This is a genomic window from Companilactobacillus allii, from assembly GCF_001971585.1.
GTDB classification, from domain to species: Bacteria; Bacillota; Bacilli; order Lactobacillales; family Lactobacillaceae; genus Companilactobacillus; species Companilactobacillus allii.
Genome location: NZ_CP019323.1, coordinates 1,597,578 through 1,615,956 on the forward strand (window position 1 = coordinate 1,597,578; position 18,379 = coordinate 1,615,956).

An 18,379-nucleotide genomic window follows, 5' to 3' on the forward strand; every position below is an offset into this window, starting at 1 on the left:
ATTTATTTTATTTTTTATATACGTCAAAAGAGGCCTGAATACAATATTCAGACCTCTTTTTTTTATATTATTTAATGCTTAATTGGTAGTTCAAAAATGAATTCACTGCCGGTTGGTAAATTGCTTCTTACAAATATTTTCCCATGATGATTATTAATTATTTGTTGAGCAATGGCTAGTCCCAATCCGTGACCACCACTATTATGATTTCTTGATTTATCAACACGATAAAATCTTCCAAAAATCTTCTTCTTATCAGTATCACTTATACCAATACCAGTATCAGAGACAATTATTTGATACTTTGAACCATCAATATAGTCATAGATCCTTATGGTCCCATTTTCCGGTGTGTACTTTGTTGCATTGTCTAAAAGTATTATTAGAACCTGTTTGATCTTATCCCGGTCAACATTTAATTTAACATCATTTTTATGATGAATGTTAACTTGGAATACCTTGTTTTGTGAGTTGATGATTTCTTTAAATGGCATAATGGGATCTTTTAAGAAGAACTCAGGGGTGGTTATCTTATAGTCCATCTTAGTTGTTGCCTGATCTGAGCGGGCCAAAATAAGTAGATTATTCGTTAAAGAGTTAAGTCGATTGACTTCATCCAGTGAAACAGAGATCGACTCGGCTTCGTCAATGATGGTTTTGTGAGGTTTAGTCAACATGTATTCTAACTTACCTTGAATAATAGTTAGAGGCGTACGTAATTCATGTGCGGCATCGTTAACAAATTCACTTTGTTGTTTCCATGACTTGATTATAGGAAACATACTGATCCTAGTAAGTACATAGGACAAAATCAAAGCGATGATCCAAAAGATGAAGAAAGTAATGATCAATATTTTTTGGAAGTTATTCACTGCTTGGATTTGAGTATCAATATTTTGCATTATCAACACATAGTTGCCAGCATACATGGGATTATTGTTTGTTTTCGAAACTTTAATTAATAAGGCACGAAAACTCATCTTTTTTATAGTAAGAGTTTGTTTCTTATTGATATTCTTTTTATTCAATTTGATATGTTTTAAGACTGAATATCTATTACCTAAGCTTGTCTTATTCAATAATTTACCACTACTGCTAAATACCAAAATAGAAGCCTGAAATGGCGCTTGAGGATCGGGCTGTCGATTATTTTTTTCATTACTAGTGTCTGGTCCATGTGGTCCATCTTGTGTTTTTTTCTGCAAGGTCGGTTGTTTTTTTACTGAAGCAACTTGGGATTTAATATCAGAATCAATACTTCGATAGGTTGAACTTTGAAATAAATTAAAAATTATTATACCAAGAGTAAGAAAAAGAATAGCAAAGGTCGCCATTATGGATAGGAATAATTGAAACTGTTGTCTACGAGTTATCCGGTTCTGTCTAGTTTTGACTTTCATCTTGAAAAATATACCCAACGTTTCTAATAGTTTTAATTAAGTAATCATTATTTGATGGACGCATTTTTTTACGAAGGTTACTCATATAGACTTCAACAACCGTGATTGAAGTATCTGAATCAAATCCCCAAATACGTTCAAAAATTTGATCCTTAGTTAGAATGGTATTTTTATTTTGTAATAGATAAACTAGTAGATCATATTCCTTACCATTCAATAAAATAGCCTGTTGGTCAGCAAACACTTCATGATTATTCAAATTAACCTTGATGTTGTTGATTCTCAATATCGAATCGTCAGCCAATACACCACTTCGCTTGAGCAAGGCTTTAACACGAGCTTGTAATTCTTCACGGTGAAATGGTTTAGTCAAATAGTCATCAGCACCTAAATCAAAGCCATGAACCTTATCATCTAATTCTGCTTTGGCAGTAAGAATTAGTACAGGAGTTGTAATCTTGTTAGCTCGAATATCTTTTAATATGTCATATCCATTCATCCCCGGTAGCATCAAATCAAGAATTATTAAATCGTGAACATCTTCTATAGCAGCAAATTTGCCACTAAGACCATCATTTTCAATATCAACTTCGGCAATGTCGGAAAGAAACGATGCGACATTACTAGCCAGGTTCTCATCATCTTCCACAACAAGAATCTTAATATTTTTTTGCATAAATTTTCTCCTCAGTATTAGTAGTTCCCATACACTTTGATCAATAAGTTTATTATAAAGCATTTTTTTAACTTTAAGCTTAATTTAAGTTAGCTTGGATAATCTGTTCACATTGTTAAGAAAGGATGTTAAGCAGATGAAAAAAAGACTTAGAAAGTTTAGTCCCATTTTCTTCTCGGTCCTCGTTTATTTCTTCATTTGTTTTTTAATTAATATTGCCTTTTAAGGAATGGAGTTTGATAAATGATGCAAAATGAACCGACGCGTACTACAAAAAAGCAAAAGGTGAGTCTATGGACTAGGATCAAATTGATTAAGTATGATTATTGGTTAATAGCCATTCTAATTTTAGCGACCTTTTTATATACATGGAACATTTGGGAGGCTGGTGAAGCCAATAGCTTTTATACTGCGGCTGTTGTCAGTATGACCAAGAGCTTTAAAAACTTCTGGTATGCCAGTTTTGACCCAGCTGGATTTATTACAGTTGATAAGCCACCCGTTGCACTTTGGTTTATGGCAATTAGTGTCAAGATATTTGGTGTTCATGGTTGGAGTTTAGTTTTATCATCAATTCTATTTGGAATTGGTTCGGTATATCTGATGTACAACCTTATTCACAGGCGATTTGGTAAGATACCTGCTAGATTAGCGGCCTTGATTATGACATTAACGCCTATTGTTGTTGCCGATTCAAGAACTAACAATATGGATGCAACATTGATATTTTTCTTATTATTATCGATATATTTTGTTCAAAAAGCGGTATTTAAGAATCAGCAACGATATTTATGGATAGGCTTTTCATTGATGGGTATTGCTTTCAACGTCAAAATGTTACAGGCCTTTATGATTCTACCGGCCCTATATCTTTATTATTGGATTGCTACTAATATTGGCTGGAAGAAAAAATTAGCTCATCTGGGAATCGCTACAGTTTTCCTAGCGGTGTTTACATTGATTTGGCCATTATCAGTTGATATGACCAATCCATCCAATCGTCCATATGAAGGTGGTTCTGAAACTAATTCAGCGTTGGAGCTTGCCTTTGGATATAACGGTACGCAACGTTTGTTAGGACAAACAACTGGTACTGGTGGAGCATTCCCTGGTATGGGATCGAGTTCCAAGAAGAGTGCTAGTTCAAAAGCTCCTGGATCTTCGTCGAAGAAATCTTCAAATAATCCACCGGCAAAGCCAAGTTCATCAACTTCTAAATCATCATCTAAAAAGCCAACTGGAACGCCTCCAACGAATAAAACTGGAAATGGTCCTGGAGGTAGTACGAAAGGAGCTGGTACTGGTGGTGCTGGGGGTGGAGCCTTTAGTATCGGTAGTGTTGGTCCGTTTAGATTATTTGGACTAGATTTAGGACCTCAAATAAGTTGGTTATTAATTATTTCTATTTTAGGTCTAATATCCAGTTACTTTTATTTCCGTGGTTCACGTATGAAGAAGTGGTGGTCTCTTACACCACAACGTAAGGAATTATGGCTTTGGGCTGGTTGGTTAGTTCCAGTATATGGATTCTTCTCAGTTGCCAGTTTCTTCCATCCTTACTATACAATCATGCTTGCACCAGCGATTGCTGCATTAGGCGGTGTTGGTATTTATACAATGATCAAGCAGTGGAAAGAAAAATCTCTTTGGTCAATGATTTTGCCAATAGCAATACTATCAACAGCTATATTACAAGCGTGGTATGTTGCACAGTATTATTCAATAATAGCTTGGGTATTATTGGGCGTTGGTGTCTTGATATCAATTCCATTATTCGCCCTACCTTGGATTTCTATAAATTTGAAAAACAAGCACATTTGGCCAATTTCTGGAGTTATTTTAATAATGTTGGCACCGACATTTTGGTCATTAACACCAACAATAGCTGGTGAATCTGCGCAGATTCCTACTGCAGGACCTTCATTATTAACATCCAGTGGTGGAATGACTACTGCCGGAGGTATGGGAGGTTCAGTTGATTCTACGTTGCTTAAGTATTTAAAGAAACATCAAGGAAATGCTGAATACTTATTTGCGACAGATGATTCAAGTACAGCTGCACCTTACATTATTTCTACTGGTAAAGCAGTCATGTCTATTGGTGGATTTAATGGAACAGATAAAGCTATTACATTAAAACAATTTAAAAAGTTAGTTAAAGAAGGAAAAGTTAAGTATTACTATTCAGGTGGTAAAACTGGTGGTAGTAATACAGCGATTGTTAACTGGATTAAGAAGAATGCCAAAAAGGTCAAATTAAGTGGCAATAATTCAGCAACATCCTCAATCACCACATCTACAAAAACAAGTTCTACATCTGCAAATGAAATGGGAACACCGCCAACATCTGGAAATGCGCCAAGTGGAGCAGGTGGAAATTCTTCAACAGCACCAACTTCACAAGGAGCAACACCACCATCAGGTTCCTCAAGTAAAAAGATGAAAAAACCATCAGGTTCATCAAGTAAGATGAAGAAACCTTCTAAGAAACCATCTAACATGGGTGGTGCACCTGAAGGAATGACTGGTGGAATGACCGGTGGAATGGGATCATCTGGAACTCTTTATGATCTATCAGATATCTATGATTAAACTTAAATGAAAGGAATGAGTAGTCATGGCTCAATTAATTTCAATTGTCTTACCGGTCTTTAACGAAGAACCAGGTATACAGGCAACTATTGATACATTATTAAATTTCACGGAGCAACAAAAGGAGGATTATGAACTGATTTTCGTTGATGACGGTTCAAAGGATAATTCAGCCCAAATCATTCATAAAGCAATTGAACAAAATCCTAGTATTAAACTAGTTGAGTTTTCACGTAATTTTGGTCATCAATTGGCTATAACTGCGGGTCTTCAATATACTCATGGAGATGCCGTTGTAGTAATGGATGCAGACCTTCAAGATCCACCAGAGGTAATCCCAAGGATGATTGAGAAGTGGCATGCAGGATATGACATTGTTTATGGAAAGAGAATGCAAAGGGATGGTGAAACGGCTTTTAAAAAGTTCACCGCCGCAATGTTTTATCGAACCTTCAAAAAACTAGCAACTATTGATATGCCACTTGATACTGGAGATTTCAGGTTGATGAATCGCAAGGCTGTTAAACAATTGCAAAAATTACATGAACAAGATCCCTTTGTTAGAGGACAAGTTACCTGGATAGGATTCAAACAAACTAGTGTTAAATATCATCGTCAAGAACGTATCGCAGGTGAAACCAAGTATCCTTTGTCCAAGATGATCAAATTAGCAATTGATGGAATCACGTCATTTTCAATGAAACCATTACAGTTCGCAAATATGTTTTCGATTATTCCTTTAGTTAGTGGTGTGTTTTATCTTGGATATTTATTCACGACTGGCAACTATACTGCGTCCTCAGTTGGTGTAACTATATTATTATTCACACTTGGATTGCTGCTATTATCCATAGGAATCCTAGGAAGTTATCTTGGCCGTGTGTTGGACCAAGTCAATAATCGACCAAGGTTTATTGTCAGTGAAACCCAAGGATTTCAAGAGCGTAATAAAGGAATTCATCACTTGGAAACTAGACAGATTCGTAACTAGGTGAAAAATGACACAGATTTTGATTGGAGTAACTAGTTTATTAGTTATTGTTGGTATTCTAGTGATACCAACGGATGCTAATCAGTCAAGTAAAGATAAGGAACGAAACAAAAGAAAAGAAGGGAAGTGACGATTAGTTCTCTCACAAATTTTAATATGATTAACTTAGTGTTTTAACATGTTGAAACAAATTTCAACTATTTGAAGTTGAATGCTTTTTAAACTCACGCTAGTGTGTTAAAGTAGTGATAAATTTGGTAGGTAACGCAATTGTCATGGACAATTGAATACCAGATTGAACATGAACTATCCCATTCATTGAAGAAGCTGATGATAACCCAGTCATCAGCTTTTTTTTGTATAAAAAAATAGGATTTTCACAAAAGTGAAGATCCTATTTTGAGCATCAAATTGAATATTTGAGTAGTATTAGTCACCGTTATAAATAGAATTTTTAACGATTACGTAATCAACTTTTCTAAGTGAATCAAGAGTCTTTCCACCAGCATATGAAATGGCTGATTGGAGATCTTCTTGCATCTCTGTCAATGTGTTTACAATGGATCCTTTATAAGGAACCAACATCTTTTTACCTTCAACGTTCTTATAAACGCCTTTTTGGAATTGAGATGCAGAGCCAAAGTATTCTTTGTACTCTTGACCATCTTTTTCAACAATTTTACCGGGAGACTCAGTATGTCCAGCAAATAGAGAACCAATCATTACCATACTTGCTCCAAAACGTACTGATTTAGCGATGTCACCGTCATTTCTTATACCACCATCAGCTATAATGGGTTTGCTTGCGGCTTTTGCACAGAGTCTAATAGCGGCTAATTGCCAACCACCAGTACCAAATCCTGTTTTTAATTTAGTAATACATGCTTTACCAGGACCAATACCAACCTTAGTGGCATCTGCACCAGCGTTTTCCAATTCACGGACTGCTTCAGGAGTACCGACATTTCCGGCAATTAAAAATGAGTCGGGCAAGTAGGATTTAACACACTTAATCATTTGAATAACACGATCGCTATGACCGTGAGCAACGTCAATTGTTATATAATCTGGTTTTAGTCCTTGATGCTTTAATTCATTGATAAATTCAAATTCTTCATCTTTTATACCAACACTTATTGAGGTAAATAGATTTTTTTTGTTCATATCTTTTATAAATTCAATACGTTTCTCAGGTTGAAAACGATGCATAATGTAAAAATAATTGTTTTCAGCCAATTTTTCAGCTAAGTTTTCATCAATAATGGTTTGCATATTAGCAGGTACCACGGGAATTTTAAAAGTTCGTGGTCCAAAAGTGACACTTGTGTCACATTCTGAACGACTGTCAACAATACATTTATTCGGGATTAGTTGGATATCTTCATAATCAAAAACTTGCATATATTTATTCACTCCAAAATACGAACAATAATTATTTTAATATCTTGTTTTGTTCGCATATATAACTTAACGTGTAACTTACTAATTGTCAATTAAAAAATATGCCATAACCCTTTATTTTTCATAGTACTTTCTAGTACAATTATAAGTAAATTAAATTAATGTATGTTTTCTTTAATAATTGATTTGACAGCATTAAATGAAATTGGTATTATCGTTCTATTATCAAAAAACACCATGAGAATGGCGCTGGTTAAAGACTCACTAAAAAATGGTATATACAAATAGGAGTGGTTATTGTGCATAAGTATTCTGCTGAAGATATTAAAAAGATGACTGTTGATGAAAATGTCGAATTTATTTGTTTGATGTTTACAGATATCAACGGAATCATCAAGAATGTTGAAGTACCAGTATCTCAAATCGATAAGGTGCTTGCTAATAAGATTACATTCGATGGTTCATCAATCGATGGATTTACAAGAATTGAAGAAAGTGACATGTTGTTACATCCTGACTTGTCTACATGGTTGATTTTCCCATGGGGATCAGAACATGGGAAAGTTGCCCGATTGATCTGTGATATTTACACAACTGATGGACAACCCTTTGCAGGAGATCCACGTGTAAACTTACAACGCATTGTTAAAAAGATGCAGAAAATGGGATATACGAACTTCAATATTGGACCTGAACCAGAATTTTTCTTATTTAATACAGATGAAACAGGCCAACCTACACTTAAGCTCAATGATGATGGTAGTTATTTTGATTTCTCACCAGTTGATTTGGGCGAGAATGTTCGTAAAGATATTGTATTAAAACTTGAAAAAATGGGATTTGAAGTTGAAGCAAGTCACCACGAAGTCGCACCTGGTCAACAAGAAATTGATTTCAAGTATGAAAATGCACTTTCAGCAGCTGACAGTATTCAAACATTTAAATTAGTAGTAAAGACTATTGCTAAGGAAAATGGTATGTATGCTACATTTATGCCAAAACCTCTACAAGGTATCAACGGATCCGGAATGCACATTAATATGTCTCTATTCAATGGGGATGTAAACATCTTTGATGATGAAAACGATATGTTATCAGATGTTGCTAAGCAATTTATGAGTGGAATCTTGAAACATGCTAGAGCATTGACAGCAGTCAACAATCCAACAGTTAATTCATACAAACGATTAGTTCCAGGATTTGAAGCACCAACTTATATTGCTTGGTCAAGTAAGAATAGATCACCACTTATCCGTGTACCTGCCGCAAAAGGTAAGTCAAAACGTGTTGAAATGAGAAGTGTTGATCCAACAACCAATCCATATTTGGCCATTGCATGTATTCTTGATGCCGGACTAGATGGAATTGCTAATAACTACGAGTTAATGCCAGAAGTTAAAGAAAACATTTATGAAATGACAGAAGACGAGCGTCGTATTGAAGGCATCGTTGATCTTCCTTCAACACTACATAATTCACTAAAGGCACTACGTAAAGATGAATTCGTTCAATCTTCACTTGGTAAAGGACTAACAAATAGTTTGTTTGCTGCTAAGAATGCAGAGTGGGCACGTTATCAACAAACCGTTTCTCAATGGGAACGTGATACTTATATGCCATTGTATTAATATTTACAGATTGGAATTCAAGTACTAGTTTCTGGACGCCATTAGAAATTAGATGTTAGAATTTGGTGTAATCATTTTTTGATTACTGCTTTCCCCCAGAGAGCATAAAGGATATTGAAGGGGAGACACAACATTTAAATTGTGTCTCCTTTTTTTTGTAAATTTTTTTTGATATTTAGAACTTTTTATATGATATAATTTCATGTGAATTTTCATTTTAATAAATTATATTTTGTTGAGAAGGTTTAAATTTGATTGAGGGAAGAACATCTAAAAAGTTTAATTTCATAATTGTATTGATCACGGCCGTTTTAATGATTTTACAGCGTGCCATGACTTCTAGTACGATGCCAGATTATAGTAGTAATGAATTGAGGTATTTGGCGTACCAATTATTGACGTCTGTTTCAATTTTGGGATTGAATCTATTGCCAATGTATTTTGGCTATTATTCGTCGAGATTTAAAAAAGGAAAGTTTACTCAAAGTATTGGAAAATATATATTGTATTACGTCATTTCTATTTTGGCTATGGATGCAATATTATTGATCCGTTCAACAGAATTAACCTGGCGTAATTTTTGGGCAATTCTGTTTCCGATGAGTACCAATATTTTTGCTTATGGTTCTGCACTGGTATTAGTTATGCTACTTATTCCATATTTATTTACTTATATGGAAGCCAAGAACGACGTGTTTATCAGAAGATTATTGATGGCAACGACGTTTTTATTTGTGATTGTTCCAACACTTTTTGGTCACGATGTTTGGCTATTAAACTCAGGTAGTAATCCAGTCTGGTTACTTTATCTAGTAATTGTTGGTTATGCAATTCAAAGATTTGACTTCATGAAAGTACGATTTAAGTTGCTACATCTGATTGTTAGTGCTGGAATTTACTTTGGGTTGACTTGGCTGATGGAACAAATTTCTTACATGATCAACGAAAATACAGAAGCAATGACTAGATTTGATGTACCGAATTCTATTTTTGCGATGTATTTGACATTTTTTCTGTTTGTGTTTGGAATGGCTATATTCAAGAGATTCAAAACTTCAGCCAGTGTAATTGGAGCTTTTTTAATTAGTGTTCAAGTAGTGATTAATTGGGAACCTAATATTACTTTAATAGAGAAATACCTAACTGGCTTTACGATTAGTTCAACTAAGCAGTGGTTATTAGTATTATTAAAGGATTCGATACTTATGTTTGTTGCTGCCATGGTAATGGCTATAGCTTTAATTTTATTATCAAAAATACCCGTTTTCAAAAAGATAGCATCTAGTTTATCTTTTTCTAACTCTACTGAATTTATGCTTAAATTAAGAAATATTGGTAAGTGGGTTGGTTCTCATAAGAAGATATTCTATTCAGCTTTGTTCTTTTATGTAGTGACAATAGTGCAAATGTTGTCAGTTTCGCCAGCAAAGCTTAAAGTTGGTGTTTCTACTTGGCATCCGTCAATTTTGTATATTCTATTTAGTCGCCAAGCCGCAATTGTTATTAATATGTTGTTTGCAATGTCATTATTGATATTAATATATATGATTACTAAACGTTTTTGGTATTCATTTATTATTCCGTTAATAATTGAATTGGCTTTGGGAATTGCTAATTATCTTAAGATGCCATTGCGTGATGAGCCGGTATTACCGTCTGATTTACAAATGCTTGGTGGTATTAAGGATATTTTAGGGATGGTTAATCCAGCATTGATTATTATTGGGTTTGTATTGATATTTGTCTTCATTTTTGGGGCAGTATTTTTACAACATCGATATTCTCAACAAAGTACTTTAAAAATGACTTGGATAGGAAGAATTATTTGGACAGTTTTGTCAGTAGTATTCCTATCAAGTGCCTTTTTCGTTAACCATGAGAATTCAATCCCGTTTACTGTATTTAATATGTCTAAAATAAATCGTTTCTTTTACAATCAAGAATTAGGTGCACAAGTTAATGGTCCAATTGTGCAGTTTGTAAATAATGTTGATACTAAGGTTATGGATAAACCATCTGGATATTCAAAAGCTGAAGTGAACAAGATTATGAAAAAATATGACAATGAGGCAGATTCCATTAATGAGAATCGTACTTCTTGGTCGAAGGATCAAACATTTATTTTTAATTTAAGTGAAAGTTTCAGTGATCCTGATCGTGTACCTAATCAAGCAGTCACACCGGATCCAATGACAAATATAAGAAACATTAAAAAGAACACGACTTCAGGATTAATGATGTCGACAGGTTATGGTGGCGGTACGGCAAATATTGAATGGGAATCACTTACAGGACTTGATCTAAGCTCGTTATCCCCAACATTGCCAACACCGTACACACAATTGGTAACAAAACAGAATATAGCGCCTAATATTACAAACTTGTTTGATGAAAAAGTTGCCGTTCATCCATATGTTGCATCATTATACAATCGTAAAAATGTCTTTAAAAAATTCGGATTTCAAAAGTTTTATTATGTTGGAAGTAAAGATAAGCTGAAGTACACCAAAAAAATTGACGATAGTCCATATATTGATGATGAATCAGCTTATAAAGATACTTTAGATGTGATTTCTAATTCAACGAATAAGACACAGTTTATTCAACTGTCTACTATGCAAAATCATATGCCGTTTAATAACTACTATAAGAAACATAATTATACGATCAGTGGAAATGCGGCTCCTGATGTATATAGAGCTCGTGTTGAGTATTATTCACAGGGGTTAAATTATACAGATAAAGCGACTAAGAAATTCCTTGCTAAATTAGATGGAATAAATAAACCGATTACTTTAGTTTGGTATGGAGATCATCTTGCTTCGTTGTATGATAATGATTCAATGGATGAGTACGGAATCCAATTGCATCAAACGGATTACTTTATTTACAATAATAAGTATATTCGTGATCGTACTAAGCAAAGCGGGGTACAGGTAATATCACCTTATGAATTTTCTGCATTAGCAATGAAACAGGCTGGAATTAAAGTCAGTCCGTATTATGCAATGATGACTAAAGTGGCATCTACGTTACCTGCTGCAACCACAAACACGTCAGATAACGGTTCTAACGCCTTTAATGGGTCACAAGTATTCATTACTAAGAATAGCAAGAAGATTGAATCAGATAACCTTACAGCCAAGCAAAAAGAAGTTCTGCATGACTATAAGATGATTCAATACGATATTACTGCTGGTAACCAGTACTCTGCTAAATGGGCTGAACAAAAAGTTAAGTAAAGTATTTTTTTGAATAAAAAGGACAAATATCCAGTATTTACGCAAAAGTAAATACTGGATATTTGTCCTTTTATTTAATTAGATCTTAATCTCTACTTATACCAAGAACCGCAGTGGACTTAAATGTCTTATTACTATCTTTTCCAATAGTGAACCAATCAGCTGCACCAATCAAGCCTTCGATTTTTACTACTTCATCTTCTTCGGTGACTTTGCCATCTTCAAAGTTACCTTCAAAAATATTCTCCAAGTAATATCCATCCCCGTCATCACTAAAACGTGATGATGAAGATTTCCAAGCTTTAATATAAGTGTTATCTGTTACTGTGATTGAATCGCCGTTGATCATGTTAATATCTAATTTCATAATTTCGCCCCTTTAGTGGTATCTATCAAAAGTATACCAAATATCACCATCATCGTGAAATGCTTCGCAAATTGACTAATTGTATGCACTCAATAGTACCAAATAATTGTTTGCTAAAAGACCATGGTGGTAAATTACATATATGGCAAGTTTTCCTGCTTTGAAAAGAGGCTAAATCAATGATTCTGTTTATTGCGCTTGCTATTATGATGGGATTGATTTTGCCATTTCAAACTGCAATCAATTCACGTTTGAGAGGCTTAGTTATCTCGCCATATTTAGCTTCTTTGATCTCATTTATGGTTGGTGCTATTTATTTAGGATTCATAACGATAATATCAGGAACCAAGTTAACGGTGCCATTACGCTTGTTTTGGGAAAATCCTTGGTGGATTTGGATAGGTGGAATATTAGGCTTTTCCATTTTAACAATCAATATTTTGGTATTTCCACATTTGGGAGGAGTTCAAACAGCGGTTTTACCCATTGTAAGTCAAATTATTACAGGCTTAATAATCGATAATTTCGGATGGTTTGACTCTAATCAACAAAATCTTACACTGATACGTATCTTGGGTATGATTGTCATGTTGATTGGTGTATATCTTGCAATGATTATTAGTGGACAAATATTACAGCACAAATATATTACTAGAAAACGTCAAACAAATAAGGTTTGGCCTTGGAGATTAATGTCGTTAGCTGCTGGATCAATGATGTCTTTACAAACTGCAATCAATGCCCATTTAGGTGTAGTCGTTAATTCCAAATTGCATGCGTCATTCATATCTTTTTTTGTGGGTACGATTATGTTAGTACTAGTAGTATTATTTTATGATCATGGAATAAGCAATATTAAATTGGCCTTTACCAAGAAAAATCCATGGTGGTTATGGATAGGTGGTATTCTGGGCGGATCTTATGTACTAATTAGTATTGCTATGGTTCCTATACTTGGAACTGGTAAAGTTATAGTCCTGTCTTTACTGGGTCAAGTATCAGCTGGTATGTTGATTGATGAGTTTGGATTGTTTGGTTCTAGGAAGAATCCAATAGTATTAATTCAGGTTATTGGTATCGTAGTTATGATTGCTGGAGTTTTACTGATCAATGCGTGAATGTATGTTTATGAAAACCCTAAAATTGAAAGCGTTTTACAGAAATAGAATAAAATATTTGACAAATTTATGAAAACGTTTAACATTAGGAGATATTAACTATTAAGGAGGTAAACAAGATGAAATATCAAGTAACTTTAAATACGGATACTCAATTGTTTACCGTTTACGAAAAAAACGATTCAAATGTTTTTGCTAACGGTAAAACAATCGAAGAAGCCGTCGGCAAACTTCAAAAAGCCTAAGTAAACAGTATAATGAGAGGTTTAGAACTTATAAAGTTCTGGGCCTCTTTTTTAGTGGCGTGATTATTACAGACATTCTTATTTGGATAGTATTTTTCAAACGGTTGCGCTTACACAAAATGTTAGATACAGTTGTATAGGTAATATTTCAATTTTGGGGGAGTTATTTATGTATAAAATGATTGTTTGTGATCTTGATGAAACATTAATGAATGATGATGGTAGTTTATCTGAAAAAAATGTAGCTGCCATCAAAGCAGCCACTGCTAAAGGAGTACACTTTGTGCCAAATTCAGGCCGAAGCTACACATCATTTCAAAATGATTTAGAGAAAATGAATTTACGTGACCAACCAAATGAGTATTCAATCTCATATAATGGAGGATTAGTTTTAGAGAATAAGGATAATCGTCCATTAATTGTTAATGCAATGCCGTTCGATGTTGCTAAGAGTGTTTTTGAGATCGGTGCAGCTAATAAGAAGGCCGCAACTCACGTTTATACGCAAGACAAATTGTATATTTTCAATCCAGCTACTGATGATTCAATGTATTTGAAGAATCGAGGAGTTTCTTTCAGCACAATGACAACACCTGATTTTGATCAATTTGAAGGTCAAAATATTATGAAGGTAATTATGGCACTGGAAACGATAGATGAACGTAAAGAAATGCGTAAAGATGTTGAAGAACAAGTTGATCCAAGTAAATTAGCAGTAACATTCTCATCTGGACGCTATGTGGAATTCAATCCATCCGGCATTGATAAGGGAAGTGCAGCTATCCAGTTGGGTGAGTCATTAAATATTAAGCCAGAAGAAATTATTGCTGCTGGTGATAATAGTAATGACCTGTCGATGCTTAAAGTAGTTGGTCTACCAGTTAGTGTTGCCAATGGAATTGACAGTGTAAAAGCAGTCGCTAAGTATGTGACTGAAGCTGATAACAATCATGACGCCTTGGCTGAAGTTATTAATAAATTCATACTGTAGACAATAAGTTTTATTTCCTAATCGTAGTGAAAATTGAAGTACAAAAAAATCGCTAGTCAACTGACTAACGATTTTTTGTATACATTATTTGAAACTCTATAAAGCGAACTACGAGGAAGATACCCTCAATGGTCAAAATGCCTTAATAGCAATAGGTACAAGGGCTACAGCCTGTTAAAATATATCCGTGACACACCCGTGACACACTTTAAAAATTCACAAACTTTGCGAGGTTGTTAACAGTATTCATTTGTGTTTTATTAGATATGTGCCAATAAACTTTCATGATTTGGGATGTATCGGAGTGTCCAAGTTGAAGTTGAACAGCTTTGATACTTGAACCAGATTCAAGCATGAGGGAACATGCTGTATGTCTGATTCCGTGAATGTTAATACGTTTTAACTTTTCGTCATGATTTTTATTGTATGTATTTATTATGACCTGTAACCATTTATTGATTTTAGTTAAGCTCAATAGTTCGTTGTATGTGTTAGGGAACAATAATTGATCGTTTGAGCTATCAATATTATAACCAAGGACAAACATTTCTTTTCTCAATTCTTTAAGCCACTTTTTTAAAACTGAACAAGTTTGACTATCAAGACCGATAGTTCTAACAGACGTTTTAGTTTTAGGTGTAGAAATAATAGGTTTATTATCTATTCCACGACTTACAGTTTTATTGATGGTTAAAGTTTTATTATCAAAATCAATATCGTTGATCTGCAATGCTAAGAGTTCACCTTTTCTCATTCCGGAAAAAAATAAAAGTCTGAACATTGCTACAGCTTTTTGATTATGGTCGGAATAAGTTTTATATAGTTGGTCAAAGAACATAGCTGTTTCTTCCTTAGTCCAAAAATTAGCTGGTTTATTAACCACTTGTTGTTTTTTCTTTGGCATTACAATTAAGCTCATAGGGTTATCATAGATAATCTTTAATCTAATGGCTTCTTTAAATACAAGATTCGCATAGTATTTAACCATTTTGAATGATGATAGTTCATTAGACCACTTATTAACCGCTTCCTGGCACATAGGAGTGGTTATTTTTTTTATCTTGAAACTTCCTAGTGGAGGCAAGATGTGGTGCTTAAAAAGCCCCTCAACACGATTTAGCGTGCTCTCTTTGACTGTATTTTTATAGGACTCAAGAAAATATTCATATACTCTTTTATAAGTAAGATCAGAGTCGTTAGAATATCCATGGTTATCAATTTCAGATAATTTTGCATTTAGAAACTTTTGACACTCCGCCTTAGTTTTAAAGCCACGTTTTGTAGTTCTTTTTACTTTATTTGTTAATGGATCAATGCTACTAGGATAAATACATCTCCACATTGACTTGCCATTTTTTAATGTATATTTTGTTATTGTTGCCATATTATTACTCCTCATTTCAAGCGTGGGAGCGCAAATTATGAGAGTAAATCAGGTATCACCTCCTTAATTTTGGTAAAAATAAATAAGCCTACTTGAGACTTAGATTTATTTTTGTGATTAATTGTCAAATTTCATTTCATTACCAACATCACGATGAGCAATTTGCTGTCCATTGGGTAAAATGATTTTAATATTTGGTGTCTCTACATTATTAGCATCGGCACGTCTTAGAGTTACTGCCTGTAATAATGTTATAAGTGGCTCTAAATCATTATGAGAATAATCCTCCCAAGCTTCAAAACCAGTCCAAGTTACGGTATTACCAGTCTGATCATAACTAACATCAGTTGCATTACCACGGTTTACATAACCATTCAATTGTTTAGTATATTTATCGTATTTATTTATTTTCTTTTTAGGTGTGTTTTTATGATTGGTATTTTCAATAAAAATAGCGCCATCATTATTAGTAAGTCGATTACTAATTTTTGCTTCTATATAATATTCGATCTCTTTCTTGTCTGTTTCACCTGTACCAGGACCATTTAATTTGATGGTCCATTTTCCGTTATTATTAGCAGTAATTTTTTTAATTACTCGATAATTATCATCTGGATTTTCAAATTTAATAATTGCGTTTGGTGAACTAGTACCACTAGCAGTAATAGTATTTCCATCGGTATTATTGATAATTAAAGCATTATTGGAATTAGAATGATTTACATGCAATTTTGTATATGCTGATTCTGGGATGTCTCCGACAGATATTTTAAGTGTATCTGATTTTTTACCATTTTTTTGGGCCGTAACTTTATAATCAGTACGATCATCTAACCCAGTTGCTTTAAAAGTACCGTTCCCATTAGACTTAACAATAATATTGTCATCTATGCCATCAGCATCTTTTAAAATCACTTTACTGTTTGATAGTGTTTCACCATATAAAACACCTTTGGTATGTGTACCATTAATATGTACATTCTTAGATCTTAATTTTAAAAATGGTGTGGGATGAATAATACTGTCAGCATTAGAAACTATGCCATTTAACAAAGGTATTATAAGTATTACCGATACAATTACTGAAATTACAAATAATATCTTGTTGTATTTTTTACTTTTATAACTTCTAAACATCCAATAAATTAGTGCAACAATCAGTAATACATTAAAAATTATCCAAAAATAGTCCATTAACTTTTCCCCCATAAATATATATTTAATCAGTATAAGTATATCAGAAGGGATGTATTAAAAATCACATTACAGCCATTTTTCTTTTGGCAATATATTCATATTTTAATGGAATACAGAATTGCTGAATGAACATAATATAGCTATTGAAGTGGATATCATAATCTTTACAATATTGTAGTAGTAAATCTATGGCTACTTTATTAGCAGCACTTTCAGCATTAATTTTTCCCACACTAGACTTGTCATACATATAGCAAGAATCACCATTAAGCATATGACCAATCTCATGAGCTACCACCATTGGTAGTTCCTCTTGCTTGTACCAATTCGTATTAATAAACATCATGTTACGTTCTGGTATAGCTAAGGAAGGCCAATCAGAATCTATTCCATTAAGTAATTCGAATCCTATGTGATGATCTAATGCGTAATTCAGTAAGTAAGTTGTAACATCACTCATATATTATTTTCCCCCATCTAAGATACGTCTAATCATTTCTAATTCCTCTGGTGGTATTTCTCTACCACCATAGCTCATGATAGTGTAGTCATCTTGCATAGCATCTTTAATATCTACTTTTTTAGACTTAGCGTTAATAGTAGAATTATCGCCAGCTAGGTCATTATATGAAACTCCAAGTATTTCAGCAATTTTTGTTAAAGTCTCTAATGAGGGATTTTTTCCTTTATTATATTGATAAATCATATTTTTACTTAATCCGGCTTTAAGTGCCACATCTTGAAGGTTCATATTTCTTTTTTTTGCATATTTTTTTATGTTCTCATACACCGTCATAGCAATGGTTCCTCCTATTTTAAATAGGATGAATTTACACCTATGGAATAAAAACGTTGCATATTTTTACACCTGTGGTATTATTAATTCATCAAGTAATTGAGCGACAGAAACAAACGACCACCGATACAATGCTTTGGCGAGAATTGCGGTAGTAATAGGGTTTAAATTGCTTATTTAATATGCCTTAATATTACACCAGCACTGTTATTTTGGCAATAACTTGATGAAAAAATAACAGTAAAGGAGGTAGGAAATATGGATGATCAAAAGTATTGGTTTTTATTAGGAATATCTACCATTCTTTCAATATTTGCTCTGGTGTTAGGCATTCTGCAGTTGATAGGTTAA

The 18,379-nt window shown here is 33.7% G+C and carries 16 protein-coding genes; 8 read left to right on the plus strand and 8 right to left on the minus strand.

Annotation, left to right across the window (positions count from 1 at the left end):
- Positions 1-71: 71 nt before the first annotated feature.
- Together BTM29_RS07710 and BTM29_RS07715 are read right to left on the minus strand one after the other, a co-directional pair.
- A complete protein-coding gene (locus BTM29_RS07710) occupies positions 72-1,400 on the minus strand; it encodes a sensor histidine kinase (RefSeq protein ID WP_076615712.1) in 1,329 nt (442 codons plus the stop codon).
- Positions 1,384-2,076, minus strand: a complete 693-nt coding sequence (locus BTM29_RS07715) for a response regulator transcription factor (protein ID WP_076615716.1) — start codon at positions 2,074-2,076, stop codon at positions 1,384-1,386. Before BTM29_RS07715 ends, BTM29_RS07710 begins: the two co-directional genes overlap by 17 nt.
- A 246-nt stretch (positions 2,077-2,322) precedes the next feature.
- Between BTM29_RS07715 and BTM29_RS07720 the strand changes: the two genes are divergently transcribed.
- From BTM29_RS07720 to BTM29_RS13065, 3 genes are read left to right on the plus strand one after another with little or no spacing between them, the layout of a single operon-like run.
- Positions 2,323-4,668, plus strand: coding sequence for an ArnT family glycosyltransferase (locus BTM29_RS07720; RefSeq protein WP_083686027.1), 2,346 nt, complete (start codon positions 2,323-2,325; stop codon positions 4,666-4,668).
- A gap of 25 nt (positions 4,669-4,693) precedes the next feature.
- Positions 4,694-5,659, plus strand: coding sequence for a glycosyltransferase family 2 protein (locus BTM29_RS07725; RefSeq protein ID WP_076615720.1), 966 nt, complete (start codon positions 4,694-4,696; stop codon positions 5,657-5,659).
- Positions 5,660-5,666: 7 nt separating this feature from the next.
- Complete coding sequence (locus BTM29_RS13065) at positions 5,667-5,789, plus strand: hypothetical protein (RefSeq protein WP_257787681.1); 123 nt, start codon at positions 5,667-5,669, stop codon at positions 5,787-5,789.
- Positions 5,790-6,088: 299 nt separating this feature from the next.
- On the opposite strand, the gene BTM29_RS07730 is transcribed toward BTM29_RS13065, so the two are convergent.
- Complete coding sequence (locus BTM29_RS07730; RefSeq protein WP_076615723.1) at positions 6,089-7,060, minus strand: GMP reductase; 972 nt, start codon at positions 7,058-7,060, stop codon at positions 6,089-6,091.
- Positions 7,061-7,359: 299 nt separating this feature from the next.
- Between BTM29_RS07730 and glnA the strand changes: the two genes are divergently transcribed.
- Together glnA and BTM29_RS07740 are read left to right on the plus strand one after the other, a co-directional pair.
- Positions 7,360-8,688 (plus strand): type I glutamate--ammonia ligase, encoded by a 1,329-nt coding sequence (gene glnA / locus BTM29_RS07735; protein WP_289781537.1) that lies wholly within the window; start codon positions 7,360-7,362, stop codon positions 8,686-8,688.
- 251 nt (positions 8,689-8,939) lie between these two features.
- Positions 8,940-11,930 carry an LTA synthase family protein gene (locus tag BTM29_RS07740; RefSeq protein ID WP_076615727.1) on the plus strand — a complete coding sequence of 997 codons (2,991 nt, stop codon included), beginning with the start codon at positions 8,940-8,942 and terminating at the stop codon, positions 11,928-11,930.
- A gap of 85 nt (positions 11,931-12,015) precedes the next feature.
- On the opposite strand, the gene BTM29_RS07745 is transcribed toward BTM29_RS07740, so the two are convergent.
- A complete protein-coding gene (locus BTM29_RS07745) occupies positions 12,016-12,297 on the minus strand; it encodes a hypothetical protein (RefSeq protein ID WP_076615730.1) in 282 nt (93 codons plus the stop codon).
- A 179-nt stretch (positions 12,298-12,476) separates the two neighbouring features.
- On the opposite strand from BTM29_RS07745, the gene BTM29_RS07750 reads away from it, so the two are divergent.
- The 3 genes from BTM29_RS07750 (at position 12,477) to BTM29_RS07755 (ending at position 14,651) form a co-directional block, all read left to right on the plus strand.
- A complete protein-coding gene (locus BTM29_RS07750) occupies positions 12,477-13,415 on the plus strand; it encodes a DMT family transporter (RefSeq protein ID WP_076615733.1) in 939 nt (312 codons plus the stop codon).
- A gap of 119 nt (positions 13,416-13,534) precedes the next feature.
- Positions 13,535-13,660 (plus strand): hypothetical protein, encoded by a 126-nt coding sequence (locus BTM29_RS13070; RefSeq protein WP_257787683.1) that lies wholly within the window; start codon positions 13,535-13,537, stop codon positions 13,658-13,660.
- Positions 13,661-13,829: 169 nt separating this feature from the next.
- Positions 13,830-14,651, plus strand: a complete 822-nt coding sequence (locus tag BTM29_RS07755; protein ID WP_076615737.1) for a Cof-type HAD-IIB family hydrolase — start codon at positions 13,830-13,832, stop codon at positions 14,649-14,651.
- A gap of 208 nt (positions 14,652-14,859) precedes the next feature.
- Here BTM29_RS07755 and BTM29_RS07760 read toward each other — a convergent pair whose 3' ends face one another.
- The 4 genes from BTM29_RS07760 to BTM29_RS07775 form a co-directional block, all read right to left on the minus strand.
- Positions 14,860-16,035: a site-specific integrase gene (locus tag BTM29_RS07760; RefSeq protein WP_076615740.1), complete on the minus strand. Its 1,176-nt coding sequence runs from the start codon at positions 16,033-16,035 to the stop codon at positions 14,860-14,862.
- 117 nt (positions 16,036-16,152) lie between these two features.
- Entirely contained in the window at positions 16,153-17,229 is a 1,077-nt protein-coding gene (locus BTM29_RS07765; RefSeq protein ID WP_076615743.1) for a hypothetical protein, read from the minus strand.
- A gap of 64 nt (positions 17,230-17,293) precedes the next feature.
- A complete protein-coding gene (locus BTM29_RS07770) occupies positions 17,294-17,692 on the minus strand; it encodes a M48 family metalloprotease (protein WP_076615746.1) in 399 nt (132 codons plus the stop codon).
- A gap of 3 nt (positions 17,693-17,695) precedes the next feature.
- Entirely contained in the window at positions 17,696-18,028 is a 333-nt protein-coding gene (locus tag BTM29_RS07775; protein WP_076615749.1) for a helix-turn-helix domain-containing protein, read from the minus strand.
- Between the last annotated feature and the right edge of the window lie 351 nt (positions 18,029-18,379).